Source organism: Micromonospora sp. NPDC049089, assembly GCF_040648775.1.
Taxonomy (GTDB): Bacteria; Actinomycetota; Actinomycetes; order Mycobacteriales; family Micromonosporaceae; genus Micromonospora.
Genome location: NZ_JBEZEH010000034.1, coordinates 1 through 22,668 on the forward strand (window position 1 = coordinate 1; position 22,668 = coordinate 22,668).

The 22,668-nt window shown below is 70.2% G+C and carries 21 protein-coding genes; 8 read left to right on the top strand and 13 right to left on the bottom strand.

The window, feature by feature from the left end; all coding sequences use genetic code 11:
• The first annotated feature begins 305 nt into the window (after window positions 1-305).
• A complete protein-coding gene (thrS, locus tag AB0B48_RS08670; RefSeq protein ID WP_357197941.1) occupies window positions 306-1,523 on the top strand; it encodes a threonine--tRNA ligase in 1,218 nt (405 codons plus the stop codon).
• A gap of 39 nt (window positions 1,524-1,562) precedes the next feature.
• Here thrS and AB0B48_RS08675 read toward each other — a convergent pair whose 3' ends face one another.
• From AB0B48_RS08675 to AB0B48_RS08690, 4 genes are all read right to left on the bottom strand, one after another.
• Entirely contained in the window at window positions 1,563-3,488 is a 1,926-nt protein-coding gene (locus AB0B48_RS08675) for an ABC transporter ATP-binding protein (protein ID WP_357198032.1), read from the bottom strand.
• A 176-nt stretch (window positions 3,489-3,664) separates the two neighbouring features.
• Window positions 3,665-5,398 (bottom strand): ABC transporter ATP-binding protein, encoded by a 1,734-nt coding sequence (locus tag AB0B48_RS08680; RefSeq protein WP_357197944.1) that lies wholly within the window; start codon window positions 5,396-5,398, stop codon window positions 3,665-3,667.
• Window positions 5,392-5,874, bottom strand: coding sequence for a MarR family transcriptional regulator (locus AB0B48_RS08685; RefSeq protein ID WP_355009471.1), 483 nt, complete (start codon window positions 5,872-5,874; stop codon window positions 5,392-5,394). The genes AB0B48_RS08680 and AB0B48_RS08685 overlap by 7 nt, the downstream gene beginning before the upstream one ends.
• A gap of 25 nt (window positions 5,875-5,899) precedes the next feature.
• Window positions 5,900-6,346: a DoxX family membrane protein gene (locus AB0B48_RS08690; RefSeq protein ID WP_355009470.1), complete on the bottom strand. Its 447-nt coding sequence runs from the start codon at window positions 6,344-6,346 to the stop codon at window positions 5,900-5,902.
• Between the two features lie 83 nt (window positions 6,347-6,429).
• Between AB0B48_RS08690 and AB0B48_RS08695 the strand changes: the two genes are divergently transcribed.
• Window positions 6,430-6,990 carry a TetR/AcrR family transcriptional regulator gene (locus tag AB0B48_RS08695; RefSeq protein WP_357197949.1) on the top strand — a complete coding sequence of 187 codons (561 nt, stop codon included), beginning with the start codon at window positions 6,430-6,432 and terminating at the stop codon, window positions 6,988-6,990.
• 114 nt (window positions 6,991-7,104) lie between these two features.
• Here AB0B48_RS08695 and AB0B48_RS08700 read toward each other — a convergent pair whose 3' ends face one another.
• Entirely contained in the window at window positions 7,105-8,544 is a 1,440-nt protein-coding gene (locus tag AB0B48_RS08700; RefSeq protein WP_357197952.1) for a GuaB1 family IMP dehydrogenase-related protein, read from the bottom strand.
• A 133-nt stretch (window positions 8,545-8,677) separates the two neighbouring features.
• Window positions 8,678-9,274, bottom strand: coding sequence for a LysE/ArgO family amino acid transporter (locus AB0B48_RS08705; protein ID WP_357197956.1), 597 nt, complete (start codon window positions 9,272-9,274; stop codon window positions 8,678-8,680).
• Window positions 9,275-9,344: 70 nt separating this feature from the next.
• Between AB0B48_RS08705 and AB0B48_RS08710 the strand changes: the two genes are divergently transcribed.
• Window positions 9,345-10,238 (top strand): LysR family transcriptional regulator ArgP, encoded by an 894-nt coding sequence (locus AB0B48_RS08710; protein ID WP_357197959.1) that lies wholly within the window; start codon window positions 9,345-9,347, stop codon window positions 10,236-10,238.
• A 16-nt stretch (window positions 10,239-10,254) separates the two neighbouring features.
• Here the strand turns inward: AB0B48_RS08710 and AB0B48_RS08715 are convergent, their stop codons facing one another.
• Window positions 10,255-12,006 carry a biotin carboxylase N-terminal domain-containing protein gene (locus AB0B48_RS08715; protein WP_357197962.1) on the bottom strand — a complete coding sequence of 584 codons (1,752 nt, stop codon included), beginning with the start codon at window positions 12,004-12,006 and terminating at the stop codon, window positions 10,255-10,257.
• Between the two features lie 150 nt (window positions 12,007-12,156).
• Between AB0B48_RS08715 and AB0B48_RS08720 the strand changes: the two genes are divergently transcribed.
• The 3 genes from AB0B48_RS08720 (at window position 12,157) to AB0B48_RS08730 (ending at window position 14,623) form a co-directional block, all read left to right on the top strand.
• A complete protein-coding gene (locus AB0B48_RS08720; RefSeq protein WP_357198035.1) occupies window positions 12,157-12,768 on the top strand; it encodes a PadR family transcriptional regulator in 612 nt (203 codons plus the stop codon).
• 121 nt (window positions 12,769-12,889) lie between these two features.
• Entirely contained in the window at window positions 12,890-13,849 is a 960-nt protein-coding gene (locus AB0B48_RS08725) for an ATP-binding cassette domain-containing protein (protein ID WP_355009464.1), read from the top strand.
• A gap of 18 nt (window positions 13,850-13,867) precedes the next feature.
• Complete coding sequence (locus AB0B48_RS08730) at window positions 13,868-14,623, top strand: ABC transporter permease (protein WP_357197966.1); 756 nt, start codon at window positions 13,868-13,870, stop codon at window positions 14,621-14,623.
• 66 nt (window positions 14,624-14,689) lie between these two features.
• Here AB0B48_RS08730 and AB0B48_RS08735 read toward each other — a convergent pair whose 3' ends face one another.
• From AB0B48_RS08735 to AB0B48_RS08755, 5 genes are all read right to left on the bottom strand, one after another.
• Window positions 14,690-15,343: an O-methyltransferase gene (locus AB0B48_RS08735; RefSeq protein ID WP_357197969.1), complete on the bottom strand. Its 654-nt coding sequence runs from the start codon at window positions 15,341-15,343 to the stop codon at window positions 14,690-14,692.
• Window positions 15,340-16,008: a Maf family protein gene (locus AB0B48_RS08740; protein ID WP_357197972.1), complete on the bottom strand. Its 669-nt coding sequence runs from the start codon at window positions 16,006-16,008 to the stop codon at window positions 15,340-15,342. The genes AB0B48_RS08735 and AB0B48_RS08740 overlap by 4 nt, the downstream gene beginning before the upstream one ends.
• 159 nt (window positions 16,009-16,167) lie before the next feature.
• Window positions 16,168-17,259 (bottom strand): S8 family serine peptidase, encoded by a 1,092-nt coding sequence (locus AB0B48_RS08745; RefSeq protein WP_357198038.1) that lies wholly within the window; start codon window positions 17,257-17,259, stop codon window positions 16,168-16,170.
• Window positions 17,260-18,679: 1,420 nt separating this feature from the next.
• The gene (locus AB0B48_RS08750) at window positions 18,680-19,138 is read right to left on the bottom strand and encodes a hypothetical protein (protein WP_357197975.1); all 459 of its coding nucleotides are present in this window, start codon (window positions 19,136-19,138) and stop codon (window positions 18,680-18,682) included.
• Between the two features lie 91 nt (window positions 19,139-19,229).
• Window positions 19,230-19,424, bottom strand: coding sequence for an acyl-CoA carboxylase subunit epsilon (locus AB0B48_RS08755; RefSeq protein WP_357197978.1), 195 nt, complete (start codon window positions 19,422-19,424; stop codon window positions 19,230-19,232).
• A gap of 90 nt (window positions 19,425-19,514) precedes the next feature.
• Here AB0B48_RS08755 and AB0B48_RS08760 point away from each other — a divergent pair, with 90 nt between their 5' ends.
• Window positions 19,515-21,536 (top strand): serine/threonine-protein kinase, encoded by a 2,022-nt coding sequence (locus tag AB0B48_RS08760; RefSeq protein ID WP_357197982.1) that lies wholly within the window; start codon window positions 19,515-19,517, stop codon window positions 21,534-21,536.
• Between the two features lie 65 nt (window positions 21,537-21,601).
• The gene (locus tag AB0B48_RS08765; protein ID WP_357197985.1) at window positions 21,602-21,829 is read left to right on the top strand and encodes a hypothetical protein; all 228 of its coding nucleotides are present in this window, start codon (window positions 21,602-21,604) and stop codon (window positions 21,827-21,829) included.
• Window positions 21,830-21,912: 83 nt separating this feature from the next.
• Here AB0B48_RS08765 and AB0B48_RS08770 read toward each other — a convergent pair whose 3' ends face one another.
• The gene (locus tag AB0B48_RS08770; protein WP_357197988.1) at window positions 21,913-22,665 is read right to left on the bottom strand and encodes a GH25 family lysozyme; all 753 of its coding nucleotides are present in this window, start codon (window positions 22,663-22,665) and stop codon (window positions 21,913-21,915) included.
• Window positions 22,666-22,668: the final 3 nt, after the last annotated feature.

Here is a 22,668-nt window from a genome sequence, read left to right on the forward strand (position 1 = left end):
GCGGGGGCGGCGCACCACTCCTGAGGACAGCAGTGTACCAGCTGAGCCCGCCGGACGGCGAGGGGGTGGTCCCCCCCGCGCGCGCCCCACCCCTCCGCCGCGAAATCCGGGTGCATCCCTGATGGTCGCGCGGGTACGGTCGCCACATGCGCAGCGCGGTAGTGATGACCACGACGCCGGGTGTCCCCGGCGCGCCGCTCTGACGTAACCACAGTCGACCAGGCCCCGGGGCGATCCGCCCCGAGGGCAGCGCGCCGAACGGAGCTCAGGTCGCCTCCGGGTCGTACCCGATCCAGGAGCCCGACATGATCGACCACCGTAGGCTCGGCCGTGAGCTGGACCTCTTCGTCTCCGACCCGCTGGCCGGCGCCGGCCTGCCGATCTGGCTGCCGGCCGGTGCCGCCGCCCGGCATGCCGTCGAGGAGTACGTCCGGGAGTTGGAGCGCCGCTCCGGCCACCAGCACGTCTACTCGCCGCCGCTGGGCAAGCGGGAACTCTTCGAACTCTCCGGCCATCTCGGCTACTTCGCCGACGACATGTTCCCGCCGATGCGGCTGAGCGCCGACGACGAGTTCGTGCTCCGGCCGGCGCTCTGCCCGCACCACGCGCTGGTCTTCCGGGCCCGGGGCCGTTCCTACCGGGAGTTGCCGTTGCGGATCGCGGAGCTGGGCGGGATGTACCGCTCGGAGCGCTCCGGTGTGCTCGGCGGGCTGTCCCGGGTACGCGCCATCTCGCTCAACGACGCGCACACCTTCTGCGCCCCGGAGCAGGTCGGCGCGGAGGTCGTCGAGATCCTCGGACTGATCCGTGCCGCGCACGCCGCGCTCGGTGTCCGGCCGGCCGGGTTCCGGCTGTCGCTGCGCGGGCCGGGCGAGAAGTACGTCGGCGACGACGCCCAGTGGGCCCACGCCGAGGAGTTGCTTCGGGAGGCGCTGGCCGGGATGGAGTACGTCGAGGCACCGGGGGAGGCTGCCTTCTACGGTCCGAAGATCGACATCCAGATCGTCGACGCCGCCGGCCGGGAGTCGACCATCTCCACCGTCCAACTGGACTTCGACAAGCCGGAACGGTTCGACCTGTCGTACACCGACTCGGACGGCAGCCGGCGTCGCCCGGTGATGGTGCACCGCAGCCTGGTCGGCAGCATGGAGCGGCTGTTCGCGTACCTCATCGAGGTGCACGAGGGGGCCTTTCCCGCCTGGTACGCGCCCGTCCAGTTGGTGCTGCTGCCCGTCGACGACGGCCAGGCCGACGCGGCGGCCGACCTGGCCCGACGGGCTCGCGACGCCGGCCTGCGGGTCGAGGTCGACGTCGCCGGCTCGCTGGGCGCCCGGGTACGGGACGCGGCCCGCCGCCGCGTCCCGTACCTCGGAGTGCTGGGGGCCCGGGAGGTGGCCGACGGGCACCTCGCGCTGCGCCTGCGCGGCGGCCGCGCCCTGGCTCCGATGCCCGCCGACGCGGCTCTCGCCCTGATCGGCGGGCAGGTCGACGCCCGCGCGACCGACCTGCTGCCGTCGGACTGACACGCCCACCGATCGTCTCGCGCGCACGGCCGCCCGACCTCAGACCGATGCCGGTTGGGCGGCCAGTTCCTCGTCGACCACAGCGCCGGTGAACTGGGAGCGGTAGAGCCGGTGGTACGCGCCCTGGGCGGCGAGCAACTGCTCGTGGGTGCCCTGCTCGACGATCCGGCCGTCCTCCATCATCAGGATCAGGTCGGCGTCGCGGATGGTGGACAGCCGGTGCGCGATGACGAAGCTGGTCCGGTCCGAGCGCAGCGCGGCCATCGCCCGTTGCAGCAGCACCTCGGTACGGGTGTCCACCGAGCTGGTGGCCTCGTCGAGGATCAGCAGCGACGGCTCGGCGAGGAACGCCCGCGCGATGGTGATGAGCTGCTTCTCGCCGGCGCTGACGTTGCTGCCCTCCTCGTCGATGACGGTGTCGTAACCGTCGGGCAGGCTGCGCACGAACCGGTCCACGAAGGTGGCCCGGGCGGCGGCGAGGATCTCCTCCTCGGTGGCGTCCGGTCGCCCGTAGGCGATGTTGTCCCGGATGGTGCCGCCGAACAGCCAGGTGTCCTGGAGCACCATGCCGATCCGGCCGCGCAGGTCGTCGCGGCGCATCGTGGTGATGTCCACCCCGTCGAGCGTGATCCGGCCCGCGTCCAGCTCGTAGAAGCGCATCACCAGGTTGACCAGGGTGGTCTTGCCGGCGCCGGTCGGGCCGACGATGGCCACCGTGTGTCCGGGCTCGGCGACCAGCGAAAGGTCGTCGATCAGCGGCTTGTCCGGCTCGTAGCGGAACGAGACGTGCTCGAACTCGACCCGACCGTGCGGGTCGGTGACCCGGGCCGGCGCGACCGGGTCGGGGGTCTGCTCGTCCGCGTCGAGCACCGCGAAGACCCGTTCGGCCGACGCCACCCCGGACTGGAGCAGGTTGGCCATCGAGGCGAGCTGGGTGAGCGGCTGGGTGAACTGGCGGGAGTACTGGATGAACGCCTGCACGTCGCCGAGGCTCATCGTGCCGGAGGCGACCCGCAGCCCACCGACCACGGCGATCGCCACGTAGCTCAGGTTTCCGATGAACATCATCGACGGCATGATGATTCCGGAGATGAACTGCGCCCCGAAGCTGGCCCGGAACAACTCCTCGTTCTTCGCGTGGAACGCGGCCTCGACCTCACGCTGCCGGCCGAAGACCTTCACCAGCTCGTGGCCGGTGTACGCCTCCTCGATCTGGCCGTTCAACTCGCCGGTGTGCGTCCACTGGGCGATGAACTGCTTCTGCGAGCGCTTGGCGATGCGCTGGGTCACCAGCACCGACAACGGCACCGCGACCAGGGCCACCAGGGCCAGCACCGGCGAGATCCAGAACATCACGGCCAGCACGCCGACGACGGTCAGCAGCGAGGTGAGCAGCTGGCTGAGGGTCTGCTGGAGGCTGGTGGAGATGTTGTCGATGTCGTTCGTGACCCGGCTGAGCAGCTCACCGCGCGGCTGCCTGTCGAAGTAGGGCAGCGGCAGCCGGTTGAGCTTCTCTTCCACCTCGGCGCGCAGCCGCAGCACCGTGCGCTGGACCACCCCGTTGAGCAGCCAACCCTGCCACCAGGACAGCAGACTCGCCGCCAGGTAGAGCCCGAGCGCCAGCAGCAGCACCCGACTCAGTGCGTGGAAGTCGATGCCCACCCCGGGCACCACGTCCATCCTGGCCAGCATGTCGGCGAAGCTGTTGTTGCCGCTGGCCCGGGCCGCCGCGACGGCCTGGTCGGCGGTGGTGCCGGCGGGCAGTTGCCGGCCGATCACCCCAGTGAAGATCAGGTCGGTGGCGTGGCCGAGGATCTTCGGTCCGGCCACGCTGAACCCGACGCTCACCAGGGCCAACGTGATGATCGCGGCCAGGTGCAGTCGGTGCGAGCGCAGCCGGCCGAGCAGCCGTCGGGCCGACGGGCCGAAGTTCATCGACTTCTCGGCGGGCATTCCGGCGCTCATCCATCCCGGACCGCCGCCCTGACGGCCGGGTGGCAGCCGCTTCGGCGTCGGCGCGCCACTGCCGGTCCCCGGCGCGGTCTCCCCGCCGGGCTGCCGCGCGGTCTCATCCGGCGTCCGTCCGTCGCCGGCCGGCTTCTGACTGGGTACGGCCGCGGTGCGCGGCTCGTCGCGCTCGCTCATGCCGCCACCTCCGTGGTCTGCTGCGAGGCCACGATCTCGGCGTACGTCGGGCAGGTGTCCAACAACTCCGCATGTCGTCCCACTCCGACGACCCCTCCGTTCTCCAGGACGATGATCTGATCGGCGTCGATGATCGTGGAGACCCGTTGGGCGACGATCACCACCGCCGCCTGCGCGGTGACCGGCCGCAGGGCCGCTCGCAGCCGCGCGTCGGTGCCCAGGTCGAGCGCGGAGAACGAGTCGTCGAAGAGGTAGATCTCCGGTTGCCGGACCAGGGCGCGGGCGATGGCCAGGCGCTGCCGCTGCCCACCGGAGACGGTGGTGCCGCCCTGCGCGATCGGGGCGTCCAACCCGCCGGGCATCTGGGCCACGAAGTCCCGGGCCTGGGCGATCTCCAGCGCCGACCACAGCTCCTCGTCAGTGGCGTCCGGGTTGCCGTAGCGCAGGTTGCTGGCGACCGTTCCGGTGAACAGGTACGGCCGCTGCGGCACCAGGCCGATGCGTCGCCACAGCTCGTCCGGCGCCAACTCCCGCACGTCCACCCCGTCGACCAGCACAGCGCCGTCGGTGACGTCGACCAGGCGGGGGATCAGGGACAGCAGCGTCGTCTTGCCGGCGCCGGTGCTGCCGATGATCGCCGTGGTGGTGCCCGGGGTCGCCCGGAAGGAGATGTCGCGCAGCACCGGCTCGACCGCGCCCGGGTACTGGAAGCGCACCCCGCGCAGCTCCAACTCGGCTCGGCTGGGCAGCTCGGTGACCGGCACGGTGGCCGGGACCACCGAGGAGTCGGTGTCCAGCACCTCGACGATCCGCTCGGCGCAGACCGCTGCCCTCGGCACCATCATCAGCATGAAGGTGGCCATCATGACCGCCATCAGGATCTGCATCAGGTACTGGAGGAACGCGGTGAGCGCGCCGATCTGGATCGCGCCGGCGTCCACCCGCTGCGCGCCGAACCAGAGCACGGCCACGCTGGAGACGTTCAGCACCAGCATGACCACCGGGAAGATCAACGCCAGCAACCGGCCGGTACGCAGCGCGGTCGCGGTCAGGTCGGCGTTGGCGACGGCGAAGCGGTCCGTCTCGTACGGCTCTCGGACGAACGCACGGACCACCCGGATGCCCGTGATCTGCTCCCGCAGCACCCGGTTGACAGTGTCGATGCGGGTCTGCATCAGCCGGAAGCCCGGCACCATCCGACGGATGATCGCGCCGAGGGCGATGGCCAGCACCGGGACGCTGACCAGCATCAACCAGGAGAGCCCGACGTCCTCACGCAACGCCATGAACACGCCGCCGACGCTCATGATCGGTGCGGCGACGAGCATCGTGCAGCTCATCAGCACGAGCATCTGCACCTGCTGCACGTCGTTGGTGTTGCGGGTGATCAGCGACGGTGCCCCGAACCGGGCCACCTCGCGGGCGGAGAAGCGGTTGACGTGCCCGAACAGTTCGGCGCGTACGTCACGGCCGAAGCCCATCGCGACCCGGGCACCCAGGTAGACAGCCGCGATGGAGCAGACGATCTGGATCAGGCTGACCAGCAGCATCCAGCCGCCGGTGCGCACGATGTAGTCGGTGTCGCCCCGGGCCACACCCTGGTCGATGATGTCCGCGTTGAGGCTGGGCAGGTAGAGCGAGGCCATGGTGCCCACGAACTGGAGCAGCACGACCGCCAGCAACGGTCTCTGATAGGTGCGCAGTTGGCCGCGCAGGAGTCGGATCAGCACGCCGGGTCCTTCGTTTCGGTAGGGCGTCCGGTCATCCGCGGGTCGTCTCCGCTGCCGATGACCTCAAGCAGGAACTCCCGGATCACCTGGGCCTTCGCCGGGTCGGCGTCGACCGAGGTGAGGGGCCGTCCGGAGTGCATGAGCGCGTCGAGCGCTGCCACCCGTTCCCGCCCGGCGGGGGTGATGGCGAGTCGGATGCTGCGTCGGTCGTTGTCGTCGCGCTGCCGCTCGACCAGGCCGTCGCGCTCAAGCGTGTCGACGATGCCGGTCAGGGTCGCCGGGCGGACGAACCCCTTCTCGGCGACCGCTCGGTGCGGCAACTCGCCGTGCCGGGCGAGCGTCATCAGGGTGATCATGCCGGCCTGGGTGAGGCCGTGCTCCTCGGCGAGGTAGCGGTTCCACCGCTGCCCGACCAGGTGCCCGGCCACCACCAGCAGCCGGCCGAGCGGCACGTCCTGGAGGGTCACGAGTTCCACGACAAGCAGGTTAGCCCCCTGATAGTCAGGGGCCAAACGAAATTGCCGCAGCGGTGGCCACGAACAGGATCTGCAGGGCGGTTCGCTGTGCGAGCGGGGTGACCGGGCGGCCGGCGAGGGTCAACTCGCGGCGGGCGGCCGAGACGTTGGCCGGGAACATGGCCAGCATGAGCAGGCCGAGCCCGGCCGCCGCGACCCGGGCGGTCGCCGGCACCAGGAGGCCGACCGCGCCGACCAGCTCCAGCACGCCGGTGGCGGTGACCAGCAGGTCCGGTCGGGGCAGCCGGGGCGGGACCATCGCGATCAGGTCGCTGCGACGCTGGCCGACGAAGTGCGCGACGGCGGTGAGCGTGAACATCACGGCCAGCCCGACGCGCAGCGCGGGGTGCCATCCGTCCAGTGCGGAGATGCCGACCAGGCCGGCGATTCGGGCCAGCGCGGCGCCGGCGATCAAGGCGATCAGGGGTGCCATCGGAATCCTCCTCGGGGGAACTTGTCAGTGACAAGATTGCGCGTCAGATGCTCATCTTGTCAATGGCAAGATAGGCTTGGCGCATGAGCGGAACCCGCGCCTACCACCACGGCGATCTACGCCGCGCCCTGCTCGCCGCAGCGCTGGAGGTCGTCGGGGAGGTCGGACCCGCCGCGCTGAGCCTGCGCGACCTGGCCCGCCGGGCCGGTGTCTCGCACGCCGCGCCCGCACACCACTTCGGCGACAAGGCGGGCCTGCTCACCGCGCTCGCCGCACAGGGCTTCGACCTGCTGGCCGAGACGTTGACCGCGGCGGATGACGACCTGCTGGAGGCCGGCGTCGCGTACGTCGACTTCGCGGTCACGCACCGGGCGTACTTCGAGGTGATGTTCCGCCCGGAGCTCTACCGGGCCGACGACGCCGAGCTGATCGCGGCGCGGAGCCGGGCCGGCGCCGCGCTCCGCTCCGGGGTGGCGGCGCTGTCGAACGGTGGCGCGCCCGCCGACACCGACCGGGACTCGCTCGCGGCCTGGTCGATCGCGCACGGCTTCGCCACCCTCTGGCTGGCCGGCGCGCTGCCCGACCGTGTGGGCGACAACCCCCGCGAGGCAGCCCGCGCCGTACTCGGCCGGCTGCCGACCTGAGCGCCAACACGCGCCAACACGCGTCGATCATGGACTTATGGTGGGCAATTCACCCATCGCTGCCCTTTTGCGGGGCACCACAACTCCATGATCGACGCGGTGGAAGGGTGGCCCTTACCAACTCGTGGGGAGGGGCATTCCTTCGGTGAAGCCGGCGGCGCTCTGCACGCCGACGATCGTCCGCTCGTGGAACTGGGTCAGATCCCGTGCGCCGGCGTAGGTGAAGGCGCTGCGTACTCCCGCGATGATCTCGTCGATCAGGTCCTCGACACCAGGGCGGGTCGGGTCCAGGTGCATCCGGGCCGAGGAGATGCCCTCCTCGAACACCGCCTTGCGGGCCCGGTCGTACGGGCTGTCGTCGGCAGTTCGGGCGCTGACCGCCCGAGCCGAGGCCATTCCGAAGCTCTCCTTGTACCGCCGGCCGTCCGCGTCGGTGTAGAGGTCGCCGGGGGACTCGTAGGTGCCGGCGAACCAGGAACCGATCATCACGTTCGACGCGCCGGCGGCGAGCGCGAGCGCCACGTCCCGGGGGTGCCGCACCCCGCCGTCGGCCCACACGTGCCGGCCCAGTTGGCGGGCGGCGGCAGCGCAGTCGAGCACGGCGGAGAACTGCGGTCGACCCACGCCGGTCATCATCCGGGTGGTGCACATCGCCCCCGGGCCGACGCCGACCTTGATGATGTCCGCCCCCGCTTCCACCAGGTCGCGTACGCCCTCGGCAGTGACCACGTTGCCGGCCGCCACCGGCACCCCCGGGTCCAGCTTCCGGACCGCCTGAAGTGCGGAGATCATCCGTGCCTGATGGCCGTGCGCGGTGTCCACTACCAACGTGTCCACCCCCGCCTCCAGCAGCGCCGCCGCCTTGCCGGTCACGTCCCCGTTGATCCCGACGGCCGCCGCGATCCGCAGCCGGCCCCGGTCGTCCACAGCCGGTGTGTAGAGGGTGGCGCGCAACGCGCCCTGTCGGGTCAGCACCCCGACCAGCCGACCCTCGGCGTCCACCACCGGGGCGAGTCGGCGGCGGCCCGCCGAGAGCAGATCGAAGCCGGTACGAGGATCCGCGTCCGCCGGAACGGTGTGCAGCTCGGTGGACATGACGTGACGCAGTTGCGCGAAGCGGTCCACGCCAGTGGTGTCCGCCTCGGTGACCACACCCATCGGCCGGCCGTCGTCGTCGACGACGATCACCGCACCGTGCGAGCGCTTGGGCAGCAGGTGGATGGCATCGCCCACGGTCTCGGTCGGGCCCAGCGTGATCGGGGTGTCGTAGACCAGGTGGCGCTGCTTGACCCAGGCGACGACGTTGGCCACCACTTCGATCGGAATGTCCTGCGGGATCACAGTGATGGCACCCCGGCGGGCGACCGTCTCCGCCATCCGCCGTCCGGCGACCGCGGTCATGTTCGACACCACCAACGGAATCGTGGTGCCGGTGCCGTCGCCGGTGGAGAGGTCGACGTCGAGTCGGGAGCCCAGGTCGGAGCGGGCCGGCGCCATGAAGACGTCGGTATAGGTCAGGTCGTGCGCGGGAGCCGCGCCGTGAAGGAACCGCACCCGGCAATCATTCCCGCTCGCGGTCGGTTCCACCGCCGGTGGTCGCGGAAAACACTCGCATCGTCGTCGGTCCTGATCGCGGTGGCGCGGTGCTCGCCACAGGAGGGGCCACGGCGAGTCCGGGTAGAACGGGTCAGCCCAGCAGGAGTGCCACGGCGAGCCCGGCCATCACGACGGCGATGACCGCGTCCAGCACCCGCCAGGCGACGGCGCGGGCGAGCAGCGGCGCGAGGCGCTGCGCGCCGACGCCGAGGGCGGTGAACCAGGCCACACTGGCCAGAACGGCGCCGGCGCCGAAGACCCACCGGTGCGGGTGTTGCTGGGCCACGCTGCCGAGGAGCAGCACGGTGTCCAGGTAGACGTGCGGGTTCAGGTAGGTGAAGGCGGCGCAGGCGAGCAGGGTCGCCCCCAACGTGGCTGGCGGCCGCTCGGTGGGCAGCAGGGCGCCGGGACGCAGGGCGCGGCGGGCGGCGAGCCCCGCGTAGCAGAGCAGGAAGGCGGCTCCACCCCAGCGAATCGCCATCAGCAGGCCCGGTCGGCCGGTCACCAGCGAACCGACCCCGGCCACCCCCGCCATGATCAGCAGCGCGTCCGAAGCGGCGCAGGTCAGCACCACGGGTACGACGTGCTCGCGTCGCAGACCCTGACGCAGGACGAAGGCGTTCTGGGCGCCGATGGCGACGATGAGGGCGATGGAGACCGAGAAGCCGGCGACGGCGGAGGTGAGCACGGAGACGACGCTAGGGCGGTCGGCAGTCACCAGTCCAACTAAAGATTCTCACGCAACTTAAGCTCAGCTGATGGAAGGTCTCGACTCGGCGCAGCTTCGGACACTCGCGGCCGTGGTGGCGGAGGGCAGCTTCGACGCGGCGGCCCGGCTGCTGCACGTCACGCCGTCAGCGGTGAGCCAACGGATCAAGGCGCTGGAGGAGACAGTCGGCCAGGTACTGGTCCGCCGTGCCCGTCCATGCGTGGCGACCGACGCCGGCCGCCCGCTGCTACGCCTGGCCGGCCAGCTCGCGCTGCTCGAACGGGAGGCCCTCGCAGATGCCCGCGGCCCGCTGGCCGGCGGTGGCCGCATCCGGGTCGCCGTGGTGGTCAACGCGGACTCGCTGGCCACCTGGTTCCCCGCCGCGCTGGCCCGCTTGCCGCAGCGCGCCGGGCTCTCGTTCGACCTGCGGCAGGACGATCAGGACCACACCGCCGAGCTGCTGCGCGACGGTTCGGTGACGGCGGCGGTCACTGCCCAGCGGGAGGCCGTGCAGGGCTGCCGGGTGCTGCGACTCGGGGCCGTGCGCTACCGCGCGTTGGCCACAGCGGAATTCGCGGCGTCCCACTTCCCCGGAGGATTCGCCGCCGCCGCGCTGGCGAGCACCCCGCTGTTGGTCTTCGACCGGAAGGACCGGGTGCAACATCGGTTCATCCGGGCGGTGGTCGGTCGACCGCTCGACCCGCCGGTGAACTACGTACCGTCGGTGCCGGCGTTCAGCGAGGCGATCCGGCTCGGGTTGGGTTGGGGTCTGGTGCCGGAACAGATCGCCCAGGCCGACCTGACCGCAGGTCGCTGTGTCGACCTCGCGCCGGGCCGACACCTCGACGTTCCGCTGTACTGGCAGCACTGGCGGCTGGAGTCGGACGTGCTGAACGCCCTGACCGTCGCCGTCCGCGAGGTCGCCGCCGAAACCCTGCGCTGATCGTCCGCCGGACGGCTCAGGCGATGGTGCAGATGGGAGCACCGGCGGTGATCACGGCGCCGACCTCGGCGCTGAGGCCGCTGACCGTACCCGCCTTGTGCGCGTGCAGCGGCTGCTCCATCTTCATCGCCTCCAGCACCACGACCAGGTCACCCTCGGCCACCGTGTCGCCGTCCGCCACCGCGATCTTGACGATGGTGCCCTGCATCGGCGAGGTGAGCGAGTCGCCGCCGACCGGGGCACCGGCCTTGGCGCCGCCACCGCGCCGGGTCGGCTTGCGGGCGGCGGGTGCCGCGGTGGTCGTACTCCCGCCGAAGCCGGCGGGGAGGCTGACCTCGATGCGCTTGCCGCCCACCTCGACTACGACGGTGTCGCGCTCGGCCGGCGCCTCGGCGGTGCCGGCGGCGGCGCTGAACGGCGGCACCGTGTTGTGGAACTCGGTCTCGATCCACCGGGTGTGCACTGTGAAGGGCTCGGCGGTGAACGCCTCGTCCCGCACGACGAGCCGGTGGAACGGCAGCGCGGTGGCCATTCCGTCGAGGACCATCTCGTCCAGCGCGCGGCGGGCGCGCTCCAACGCCTCGGTCCGCGTCTCACCGACGATGATCACCTTGGCGAGCAGTGAGTCGAAGTTGCCGCCGATCACGTCGCCGGCCGAGATGCCGGTGTCGACCCGCACACCCGGCCCGCTGGGCAGACGCAGCGCGGTGACAGTGCCGGGGGCGGGCAGGAAGTTGCGGCCTGGGTCCTCGCCGTTGATCCGGAACTCGATCGCGTGCCCGCGCGGCGTCGGGTCCTCCGTGATCCGCAGCTTCTCGCCGTCGGCGATCCGGAACTGTTCGCGGACCAGGTCGATGCCGGCGGTCTCCTCGGTGACCGGGTGCTCGACCTGGAGTCGGGTGTTGACCTCCAGGAAGGAGATGGTGCCGTCCACGCCGACCAGGTATTCCACTGTGCCGGCGCCGTGGTAGCCGGCTTCGCGGCAGATCGCCTTGGCGCTCTCGTGGATCTGCGCGCGCTGGGCGTCGGTGAGGAACGGCGCGGGCGCCTCCTCGACGAGCTTCTGGTGACGCCGCTGCAACGAGCAGTCCCGAGTGCCCACCACGATCACGTTGCCGTGCTGGTCGGCGAGGACCTGCGCCTCGACGTGCCGGGGCTGGTCGAGGTACCGCTCGACGAAGCACTCGCCCCGACCGAACGCCGCGACCGCCTCCCGGGTGGCCGACTCGAACAGCTGCGGGATCTCCTCCATCGTGCGGGCAACCTTGAGGCCGCGCCCGCCACCACCGAAGGCGGCCTTGATGGCGACCGGCAGGCCGTGGTCGACGGCGAAGGCCATCACCTCGTCCGGGCTGGCCACCGGGTCCGGGGTGCCGGGGACCAGCGGTGCGCCGGCCCGCTGGGCGATGTGCCGGGCGGTGACCTTGTCGCCCAGGTCACGGATCGCCTGCGGGGTGGGGCCGATCCAGGTCAGCCCGGCGTCCGTGACGGCCTGGGCGAAGTCGGCGTTCTCACTGAGGAAGCCATAACCCGGGTGTACGGCGTCGGCGCCGGCCCGAGCGGCGACGTCGAGCAGCTTGTCGATGCGCAGGTAGGTCTCGGTCGCGCTGTCCCCGCCCAGCGCGTACGCCTCGTCCGCGAGGGTGGCGTGCAGGGCGTCGCGGTCGGAGTCCGCGTACACGGCAACGCTGCCCAGGCCGGCGTCGCGGCACGCGCGGATCACCCGGACGGCGATCTCGCCGCGGTTGGCGATGAGTACCTTGCGCACCTTGGTGGCTCCTCCCGGGCAGGTTACTGACGGGGAGTGTATCGGCCGCCCACGGCGACCCTAACGATCGCTCAGTGTGGGATGGCGCACTGCACCCGCCACGGTTTAGTCAAACTTGGCTATTACGCTTATCGGGTGTCTTCGACTCGAATGATGATTCTCGGTCTGGTGCGGTGGATGCAGCCAGTGCACGGCTACGACGTGCGCCGTGAGCTGCTGAGCTGGAGCGCCGACAAGTGGGCGAACGTGCAACCCGGATCGATCTATCACGCCCTGCGCAAGCTCACCGAGGAAGGGCTGCTCCGCGCCGTCGCGACCGAGCAGGTGGGCGCCCGTCCCGCGCGGACCACGTACGAGGTGACGGTCAAGGGGGAGGACGAGTTCGAGACGCTGCTGCGTAACTCCTGGTGGACCATCAGCGAGCCCGTCGACCCGTTCGTGGCCGCCTTCTCCTTCCTGCCGGCCATGCCGCGCGCCGAGGCCGCCGCCGCCCTGCGTAACCGGGCCAACCTGCTGCGCGCCGGCGTCGAGTCCATGCGCGCCTCGCTCGAGTCGGACTGGGTGCGCAACCGCAAGCCGGTGCACGTGGCCTGGATGTTCGAGCTGTGGTCGGCGCGCGCGGAGGCGGAGATGACCTGGTGCGAGCGGATCGCGGAGCGGATCGATTCCGGAGTGTCGTACCTGCCTGCTGAGCTGGACGAAGCGCAGGGTTGGACGGGGTGGAGGGGCGGCCTGGAGTCGCCCGACTCCGACGCGGAATAATCAACGTTGACTAAAAAAGTTATATCGCGTTAGCCTACTGACGGCACAGCGGGGGATTGCGCCGCCCGGCGTCGACCCACTCGACGGCCGGCCCGACCGGCCCGAACGACCAGGAGCAGAGATGATCGAGACCAGGGGGCTGCGGAAGTCGTTCCGCTCCCGCGCGGGTCGAGAGACGAAGACGGTGGACGCCGTGCGGGGCGTCGACCTTGACGTTGCCAAGGGTGAGATCTTCGGCTTCCTCGGCCCGAACGGCGCCGGCAAGACCACCACGCTGCGGATGCTCGCCACGCTGATCGAGCCGGACGGCGGCGAGGCCACCATCGCGGGCGCCGACCTGCGCAAGGACCCGGCCGAGGTGCGCCGCCGCATCGGGTACGTCCCGCAGGGCGGCAGCACCTGGGACGAGTCCACCGCCCGCGAAGAGCTGGTGCTGCACGCCCGGATGTACGGCATCAGCAAGGCCGACGCGCAGCGGCGTGCCGCCCGCGCCCTGGACGCCTTCCAGCTCACCGAGTACGCCGACCGCAAGTGCAAGACCTACTCCGGCGGCCAGCGTCGCCGGGTGGAGATCGCCCTCGGCATCATCCACGAGCCGAAGATCGTCTTCCTGGATGAGCCGACCACCGGCCTCGATCCGCAGAGCCGCGCACACATGTGGGACGAGATCCGCCGGCTCCGCGCCGACGGCATGACCGTCTTCATCACCACTCACTACCTGGACGAGGCCGACGCGCTCTGCGACCGGATCGCGATCATGGACAACGGCGAGGTGGTGGCCGAGGGCACCCCCGCCGAGCTGAAGCGGGAGATCTCCGGCGACGTGGTGCTGGTCGGTCTCGACCTGGCCGCCACTCCGCAGGCCGCCCAGACGCTCGACGGCGAGCCGTACGTCAACAAGCTGGAGACGGTCGACGAGGGCGGCCTGCGCCTCTACGTCGACGAGGGCGCCACCGCCATCCCGCAGGTGCTGCGCCGACTCGACCACGCCGGACTGGAGCTGCGCTCGATCGAGCTGCACCGACCCAGCCTGGACGACGTCTTCCTCACCAAGACCGGCCGCTCGCTGCGCGAGTCCTGACCACCGGAGACGACTCTCATGAAATTCGCCCGTGACACGTGGCTGATCTTCCAGCGCCAGATCCAACTCCTGCTCCGCAACCCGGTCTGGGTCTTCGTCGGTGTGTTCCAGCCGGTCATGTACCTGCTGCTCTTCGCCCCGCTGCTCAAGCCCGCACTGAACGCGCCCACCCAGGCGGCCGCCTACAAGATCTTCGTACCGGGTCTGCTGGTGCTCCTGGCCATCTTCGGCGGACTGTTCCAGGGCTTCGGCCTGATCGCCGAGCTGCGAGCCGGCGTCATCGAACGCTCCCGGGTCACCCCGATCAGCCGGCTCGCCCTGCTGCTCGGTCGCTCGCTGCGCGACGTGGTCTCGCTCCTGGTGCAGGCCGTCATCATCACGCTCCTGGCGCTCATCTTCGACCTTCGGGTGTTCCTCGGGGACCTGCTGCTGGCGTACCTGATGCTCGCCCTGATCGCCCTCATGACCTCGGCCGTCTCCTACGGCGTCGCCCTCAAGGTCAAGAGTGAGGACGCGCTGGCCCCGCTGATGAACACCGTGGCGCAGCCGGTGCTGCTGCTCTCCGGCATCCTGCTGCCGCTGACCTTCGCGCCCGGCTGGTTGCAGGGCATCGCCAACTGGAACCCGTTCTCCTGGGCGGTCGACGGCACCCGGGCGCTGTTCGCCGGTGACCTGGGCAGCGACAAGGTCTGGCAGGGCCTCAGCATCACCGCTGTCCTCGCCGCGCTGGGCGTCTACTGGGCTGCCCGCCAGTTCGCCCGCAGCGTCCGCTGACGGCGGCTTTCACTGACGGGGGTGTCCCTCTGGTGGGGACACCCCCGTCGCTGCGTGCGGCGTCGGTCAGCGGACCCGGGCGAGGGTCAGGCCGTCCGCGATCGCCAGCATCACCGGGTCCACCCGTACGTCCGCGAGGACCTCGTCGTTGAACGCGGCGATGGCCCGGTCATTGGCGTCCCGCGGGGCGATGACCCGCCCACCACGCAGGACGTTGTCGACGGCAATCACCCCACCCGGACGCATCCGGGGCACCAACTCGGCCCAGTAGATCGGGTAGCCGGTCTTGTCCGCGTCGATGAACGCGAAGTCCAGGTGCCGCTCGTGCGGCAACTCCCGCAGCCCGTCCGCGGCCGGGCCGATGCGCAGGTCGATCAGATCCTGCACGCCGGCCCGAGCCCAGTAGCGCCGGGCGATGCCGGTGAACTCCTCGGAGATGTCGAAGCAGGTCAGTTGCCCACCCTCGGGCAACCCGCGGGCGATCGCCAGAGACGAGAGCCCGGTGAACGTGCCGACCTCGACGGCCTGCCGCACGCCGAGCAGCCGGGTGAGGAACGTCAGGAACGCGGCCTGCTCCGGAGCCACCTGCATGGTGGCGTGCTCGGGCAGCACCGACCGGGTCTCCTCGGCCAGGTCACGGATGATCTCGTCCGGCGGGGAGCCGTGTGCGACCAGATAGGCGTGCAGCTCGTTGGTGAGCGGGATCGACTTGATGGTCATGACCGGACGTTACCGAGCGGCTCGACCATTTGGCCGCCCGGCGCGACAGTCGTCCACAGGTCGGTGATCCGCAGATCCAGCTCGGCGAGGAGCCGGCGCAGCAGCGGCATCGACAGCCCGACCACCGTCCCCGGGTCACCCTCGATCCGTTCCACGAACGGCCCACCCAGCCCGTCGATCGTGAACGCGCCGGCCACCGCCAGCGGCTCACCGGTGGCCACGTACGCGGCGATCTCGTCGTCACTGATGTCAGCGAAGTGGACCGTCGTCGACGCGACCGCCTCCGCGCGCCGGCCCGCAGTAACGTCGACCAGGCAGTGCCCGCTGTGGAGAACGCCGCTGCGTCCCCGCATCCGCAGCCACCGCCGGGTAGCGTCCGCGGCATCCGCCGGCTTGCCGAGGATCTCCCCGTCGAAGGCGAGCACCGAGTCACAACCGATCACCAACGTCCGCTGATCCGCGGCCGAATTGAGCCGGGTCAACACCGCCTGCGCCTTCAGGCGAGCCAACTCCAGGCACAACTCCTCGGCCCGTTCGGTCACCACCAGGGACTCGTCCACCCCACTGACCAGCACCTCCGGCTCGACGCCGGCAGCCTGGAGCAACTTACGACGGGCAGGGCTCGCCGATGCGAGCACGAGGCGGAGCGGCAAAGTCTCAGACACCACCCCGACGTTACCGCCCAGCCACCCACCAAGACCGACACCCCGCCGCCGGGTGGCCCGCGCCCTTGATCCACTCGACTTGCAGGAAAACGCGCGATCCCGTCCCTCCGGACACCGCGACTTCCTGCAAGCCGAGTGGATCACCGCTTCGCCGATCGTTCAGCGACTGATTCTGGGTGGCGGATCATCGCCACGTCGACGCCGCCGCGCTATCACGGCCCACCCGACCCCGGCAGCCACGAGCACCCCGAGAGTGACCAGCCCACGCGCGGTCGCGCTATCGCTCTCCCCGCCCGGCTGGGCGCCAGCCGTCGTGGTCGGGCCAGCACCGGCCGGAGCGCTCACCGATTCAAACCCAAGCGGCGGTACGTCTGCCGTCAGCGCCGCCACAAGATCGATGACTCCATAGCCGTACTCGTCGTCACGCCCAGGAGGGCCCTTGTCGACGGCGGTAGCCGTGAGCCGGTGCGCCACCTCTCGGGCCGGCAGGTACGGGTACTTGGACCTGATCAACGCAGCCGCGCCCGCAACGATCGCCGTCGCGCTCGATGTGCCAGTCCCCTTGGAGTATTTCCCGCCGTAACTGGTGCTATAGATGTCAACGGCAGGAGCGACCACATCGATGTTCGGCCCGGTGACCGAAATGGCAGCATGTTGTCCAGCGCGATCGACACCCCCAACCGCAATAACACCCTCCTCGCTGGCCGGATAGCGGACGCCCGTGTCGGAAGGCGCATTACCTGCTGCGGCGACCACTACGATGTCGGCATCCTGGGCTGCCCTGATCGCTCGCTGAAGTCGTATGCTGGCACCGGCGACCGCTGAAATGCTGATAACGTCGGCACCGCCGGCGATGGCGAATTCAATGCCGGAAGCTAGTGCGTCGGGATTGCCCACGCCGTTAGGTGGGGTATCCAGAATTGGAAGGACCTTTGCTCTCGGTGCAATACCCAGGGCGCCTTGATTGTTTGTCTTCCCATGCGCGGCGATCAGGCCAGCCATTGAAGTTCCATGACTGTCCCGATCCCGGCGCCCGTCACCATTTCCCCCGGGAATAACGTCGGTCCCTACGAGTAAATTCTCGCGCAGGTCGGGATGGGGGTCGACTCCTGTGTCTGGCACTGCAACGATCACGCCGGACCCTTGACTAAGCTTATGTACCTGCTCAATTCGCAGGAATGGCAGGTGCCATTGATCGCCCCGTATTAGGTCTGCATCCTGGGGTGGGGCGGCAAGGCTTGCAGGGAACAAGACTCCGACCAGGGCTAGTCTGGAAAGACCCTCCAGGGTTGACTCAATCACCTGCCGAAACCAATTGCCGGACCGGGGTCGATCGGATTGTCCCTGTCTGGTGGGCGAACCACCGGAGGGACGCCCTGGTCGGTCTCCCATGGGTTATCCGGATCCCAGTATCGAGAGTTATCTTCGCCCTCTGCCCCAGTCCTTGGACGGCCGCCGGTTCCAGGTAGACCGGGTGCACCGCCAATCGGGAAACCGTTCAAACCTCCATTGGAGCTACGTGCCCCGCCCGGCCGACTTCCAGCCGAACCGGTGGGCGCAGTCCCAGCGCCGCCGCCGCCGATGACCCCGCCTACCGGATTGACCCTTCTAGGGGTGCCAGAGTTGTTGACCGGATGACCTAGGGCTGGCCCCGGGACGCCGCCGATTAATCCTCCGGCGGAAGGGGCCGGGCGGGTGGGCGTTGCGGGATGTGCTGCCTTCCCCTCGAGGCCCCCGCTGACTGGTTTTGACAGGCCCCCAGGTTGGGGTGTTCGCATGGGAGGCGTTGAAGGCGAGCTGATGGAAGCAGGGGGCATCCTTGGCGTAATGCCAGGGCCAACCGAAGCTGGTGGGCCTCCTGCTCCCGGTGCTTGAACGGTTGGTGGCGTCGTCCCAGTGGGCGGCAGGGAGTATCCAGCGGGCGCACCCCCGAGGACTGGACCGATCCCCGAGATCGTGGGGGCGGCGGAACCTACCCGCCCAGCACTTGCGCCACGAGGCTCAGTGGTGGACGTGGGTAAGGGCACTGGAACTATCGGCGGAATAGGGGGTGCCGAATAACCGCCATAGACGTCAGGGTCGTCCGGCTGCCGCACATTCCTAGGCGCCACGGGGGGTTTTTGGAGGGTTGCTTGGGCTTGTTGGAGTTCGCCGCTCAGGTTGAACATCATGGAGCGGGCCTGCACGTTCAGCCGTTCCAGTTCCCCGTCAGCAACAGGTGGCGTGGTGGCCCGGTTGCCCATCACCGCTTTCGGGTCGGCGACCATCGACTCGTACGCCTGCTTCTGCTGGAACTTGGTCGCGTACTCCTCGTAGATCTTGTGGAGTGCGGCGCGGGTGGTGCCGATGGCCTGGGTTGCGGCGGAGAGCGCTGTGTAGTTCGCGGCGGCGGCGTCGTGGGTGCGCTGCACCTTGTCGATGAGTTCGTCGAGTTCGGCGAGGTACGTGCGGGAGGCGGCGCTGGTTTCGGGGGGCCACGCCTCGGCGAGTCCGCGTCGGTACTGCTGGAGGCGGCCGAGGTGGGTTTGCGCCAGGTCGCAGACCTTGCGCCAGCCGGCGACCTGCTTCCAGTGGTTGGCGGTGTCGTGGTCCTGGAGGCAGGCCCACATGCTGTTGACGTCCATGAGGTGCCAGTCGGTGAGGCCGGAAGTGCGGCCGGTGCCCCGTTCGATCACGGCAGGACCACCGGCCCTTCGGCGTCGGGACCGGTCGGGTCGGTCAGCATTGACGTAGGGCCGCCGGGCAGCATGTTCAAAGGGTTGGCGAGGGCTCGTTGCACGTCGACCACTCGGGCGGCGGTGAAGGCGTCGCTGTCGGCGTAGTGGGTGGCGACCTGATCGGCGGCGGCGGCCAGGTGGCCGGTGGCGCCTCGGACGGCGTACACCATGTCGGCGGTGGCCTGCTGCGTCTCGTGGTGGGCGTGCAGGAAGGTGACCAGCTCGATGAAGGCGTCACACGGGTTGGGCAGCTTCGCCGACATGTCTTCGGCGATGTACGACAGGTGCGGCGCGTAGTTGCTCTCGACCTCGGCGGCGAGCCGGTCGGCGAACTCTCTGAGCTGGCTGATGTCGGCTTCGATGCCGCCGTAACCGTGTAGCCAGGGTGCTGGCCGGTCCTCTTCGGGGATCATGGATCCTCCCTACCCGTAACGGCACCGTTTCCCTGAGTGAGGTTAACGGCTCAACGCCACCCTGACAGCCCCCGTACGGCAGGTCTCGGGGTCAGCGGGGCAGGCCGGCGGCGCGCCACCCGCGGGATCCGCCGGGTCGACCGCTGAGCGCCCAGGCGGACGCGGTCGCCGGGACGGGGGCGGCGGCCGGACGGGTTCGGACGATGATCGCCCCCACCAGAGCGGCCAACTCTTCGGCTGTGGGCACGCCGCGGACGACCCGGAACAGCGGCTCTTCGGCAGACATGCCGCCAGGGTACGCGGCGCGAAGTTACCCGAAGCGCACAGTGGCGTGCCGGCGGTGTGAGCGTCAGCGGGTCCGGGTACCGTCTCACCGATGTCGAACGCGCTTCCCCAACTCGTCGCTGACCGATACCGGCTCCTGTCGCCGCTCGGCCAGGGCGGCATGGGCAGGGTGTGGAAGGCGCGCGACGAGGTGCTGCATCGGGACGTCGCCATCAAGGAGTTGGTGCCGCCACCCGGTCTCACCGATGAGGAACGCCGCGAAATGCGGGAGCGCTCGTTGCGGGAGGCGCGGGCCATCGCCCGGCTCAACCACGCCAATGTCGTCCGCATCTTCGACGTGCTGCGCACCGACGGCGATCCGTGGATCGTCATGGAGTACGTGGCGTCGAAGTCGTTGCAGGACACTCTCGCCGAGGACGGCCCGGTGGGGGTTGCCCGCACGGTCGAGATCGGCCTGGGCGTGCTGGGTGCGCTCAGCGCCGCGCACAAGGCGGGCGTCATGCACCGCGACGTGAAGCCCGGCAACGTGTTGCTCGGCGACGACGGTCGGGTGGTGCTGACCGATTTCGGTCTCGCCACGATCCCCGGTGACCCCAACGTGACCCGCACCGGCATGGTGCTCGGCTCGCCCGCGTACATCTCGCCGGAGCGGGCCCGGGACGGCACCGCCGGGCCGGAGGCCGACCTGTGGTCGCTGGGCGCGACGCTCTACGCGGCGGTCGAGGGCAAGTCGCCGTACGCCCGGCCGTCGGCGATCGGCACCCTGGCCGCGTTGGCCACCGAGCCGATTCCGCCGCCGAAGAACGCCGGCCCGCTCAAGGCCGTCCTCAACGGGCTGCTGCGCAAGGACCCGAACGAGCGCATCACCGCCGAGGTGGCGGAGCGGTTGCTGCGCCGCGCCGGGGGCAAGCGGTCGCGCGGCATCTCCCTGCTCGATGGCGTACGCCGGCCTGGGCCGAACGGTCCGCGCGAGCCGCGCCTGCCGGTGGTGCCGGCCCCACGACCGGCCGAGAGTGTCGACCGGCCGGTGTCGCCGCCGCCGGCCGCCGCGGCTACCACCTCCGCCGCCACCTCCGGTGCCGCCGCGACCCCGGCCGCCGATGCCACGCCGACGGCCGTCGTTTCCGGTGCGGTCGCCGACCCGACTGCGGTCGTGCCGGCCGAGTCGGCGGCAGCGGCCCCGGCCGAGCCGACCGCCACGATCGACCGACCGTCCGATGCCGAGCCGACCGATGCCGAGCCGACCGCGAAGGTCACGGCCGCGCCCGACACAAGCGGCGACGGTACGACGAACGTCGACGACGAGCCGACGGTGGTCGACGGTCCGCCGGTCGCTCCGGAGCAGCGCAAGCCGACCACGCCGACGTCGCTCATGCCGCCGGTCAGTCCGGCCGGCCGCGCGGCGGTGCCGCCCTCGGACGGCACAAAGCCGAACAACACCCGACGTAACCTGCTGATCGGCGCCGTGGTCGCGCTGCTGCTGATCGGCCTCGTGGTGGTCGTGCCGATGCTGACCAAGGGTGATGGCGACAAGACCCCGCAGGCCAACCCGACCGGTGCTGGCGCGACCTCGGGGGCTGCGCCGACCTCCGCTGCCGCGCCTCCGCCACCCACCACCGGTGCGCCGAGCCCGTCGGCCTCGGCCACCCCCTCGGTGGACCCGAACGCGTTGCCGGCGGGCTGGAAGCTGCACAAGGACCCCGAAGGCTTCTCCCTGCCGCTGCCCGATGGCTGGGTGCGTAGCCAGGTCGACGGCAACACGGTCGTCTTCAACCAGTCCAACGGGCCGGGAAAGCTGCTCGTGCAGTGGACCCCCACCCCAAAGAAGGATGCGGTCGCGGACTGGCGGGAGCAGGAGCCGAATCGCGCTAGCCGCGTCAAGAACTACCAGTACCTCAGCATCAAGGCGTGCGACTTCTGGAAGACCTGCGGTGACTGGGAGTGGCTGGAGACCCGGGACGGGCAGCGGATCCACGTCCGTAACCGGGGGTTCGTGACGGCCAAGAACCGCGGTTACGCCCTGCGATGGGAGATCGCGGAGAAGGACTGGCAGGCCAACCTGCCGAACTTCGACCGGATCGCCAAGGGTTTCGTGCCCGACCGTCAGGACTGAAACTTCTTCGCATGACCTTCCGTGGTCCTGGGTAATTGACAGTCGACGACGGAAGGAGGCACGACATGCGTTACCGACGGAGGGACGCTCGGCCTCGGCTGGCACTGTGGATGCTCGTGGCGCTTGGCGACGCGATCCTGCTGCTGGTCAGCGCGGGGGTTTCGGTGCTCGTCGCACTGCTCGGCGTCGTGATCGTTGCCGGCTTTGGTGTTGCTGCCTGGCGCATGACCCGCAGGGGAGCGCTGGCTCGTGAGGACGCTGTGGTGCCGGCCCTGAGCCGGCGGCGGGCCTGACCCGTACCCGGTGGTGTGGCGGCAGCCGGACCGATTGTCGACCATAATGGTGATCGTCGATCCCGCTGCCGCCAACGGCCCGGTCAGGTGTTGTTGGCCAACGCGATCAGGCGGCTCCGGTCGCCGTTCCAGTAGTTGCGGTCCACGTTGCCGCTGATTCCGGAGACTGCGCCGGTGCTGGTGTACTGCCAGAAGCTCCACACCGAAGCCCCAGCCGGCAGGGCGCCGGGCGTGCTCGACCAGCGGGCCAGCCAGAGCGGGTGGTTCGCCCACGGGCCGGTCCAGCTGCCGGTGCACTGGTTCCACCAGCTGGTGGTGGTGTAGATGACCGCGTACCGGCCGGTCCGGGAGCGGTAGGTGTTCAGGAAGTCCTGCACCCAGTTGCGCATCCCGGTGGTGCTGAGCCCGTAGCAGTAGCCGCCGCTGTACGGGTTGCCCTCGATGTCCAGCGCGGCCGGGAGAGTGCGGCTGTCCGCCGACCAGGCGCCGCCGTTGGAGGCCAGGTAGTTGGCCTGGGTGGAGCCGGCGGAGATGTTCGGGCGGGCGAAGTGGTACGCCCCGCGGATCACCCCGGCGTTGTACGAGTTGACGTAGTTGGCGTTGAAGTTCGGGTCCTTGTAGCTGGTGCCCTCGGTCGCCTTGATGAAGGCGAACTGGATGCCGGCGTTGCGGACGCTTGTCCAGTTGATGCTGCCCTGGTAGCGGGACACGTCGACACCGGGTGTGGTGGCGGCGGCCGCCGGTCCGGCGGTCGCGACCAGGGCCGCCGCCGCGGTGGCGAGGACGGTGAGGCTGGCCGCGAGTGCGCGGCGCAGCGATGATGAGGTACGGGCCATGAG

Excerpts from the sequence above, each read along its gene's own strand:
- thrS (WP_357197941.1), top strand. The coding sequence starts at position 306 with ATGATCGACCACCGTAGGCTCGGCCGTGAGCTGGACCTCTTCGTCTCC.
- AB0B48_RS08675 (WP_357198032.1), bottom strand. The coding sequence starts at position 3,488 with ATGAGCGCCGGAATGCCCGCCGAGAAGTCGATGAACTTCGGCCCGTCG.
- AB0B48_RS08690 (WP_355009470.1), bottom strand. The coding sequence starts at position 6,346 with ATGGCACCCCTGATCGCCTTGATCGCCGGCGCCGCGCTGGCCCGAATC.
- AB0B48_RS08695 (WP_357197949.1), top strand. The coding sequence starts at position 6,430 with ATGAGCGGAACCCGCGCCTACCACCACGGCGATCTACGCCGCGCCCTG.
- AB0B48_RS08710 (WP_357197959.1), top strand. The coding sequence starts at position 9,345 with ATGGAAGGTCTCGACTCGGCGCAGCTTCGGACACTCGCGGCCGTGGTG.
- AB0B48_RS08720 (WP_357198035.1), top strand. The coding sequence starts at position 12,157 with ATGATGATTCTCGGTCTGGTGCGGTGGATGCAGCCAGTGCACGGCTAC.
- AB0B48_RS08725 (WP_355009464.1), top strand. The coding sequence starts at position 12,890 with ATGATCGAGACCAGGGGGCTGCGGAAGTCGTTCCGCTCCCGCGCGGGT.
- AB0B48_RS08730 (WP_357197966.1), top strand. The coding sequence starts at position 13,868 with ATGAAATTCGCCCGTGACACGTGGCTGATCTTCCAGCGCCAGATCCAA.
- AB0B48_RS08735 (WP_357197969.1), bottom strand. The coding sequence starts at position 15,343 with ATGACCATCAAGTCGATCCCGCTCACCAACGAGCTGCACGCCTATCTG.
- AB0B48_RS08750 (WP_357197975.1), bottom strand. The coding sequence starts at position 19,138 with ATGATCCCCGAAGAGGACCGGCCAGCACCCTGGCTACACGGTTACGGC.
- AB0B48_RS08755 (WP_357197978.1), bottom strand. The coding sequence starts at position 19,424 with ATGTCTGCCGAAGAGCCGCTGTTCCGGGTCGTCCGCGGCGTGCCCACA.
- AB0B48_RS08760 (WP_357197982.1), top strand. The coding sequence starts at position 19,515 with ATGTCGAACGCGCTTCCCCAACTCGTCGCTGACCGATACCGGCTCCTG.
- AB0B48_RS08765 (WP_357197985.1), top strand. The coding sequence starts at position 21,602 with ATGCGTTACCGACGGAGGGACGCTCGGCCTCGGCTGGCACTGTGGATG.
- AB0B48_RS08770 (WP_357197988.1), bottom strand. The coding sequence starts at position 22,665 with ATGGCCCGTACCTCATCATCGCTGCGCCGCGCACTCGCGGCCAGCCTC.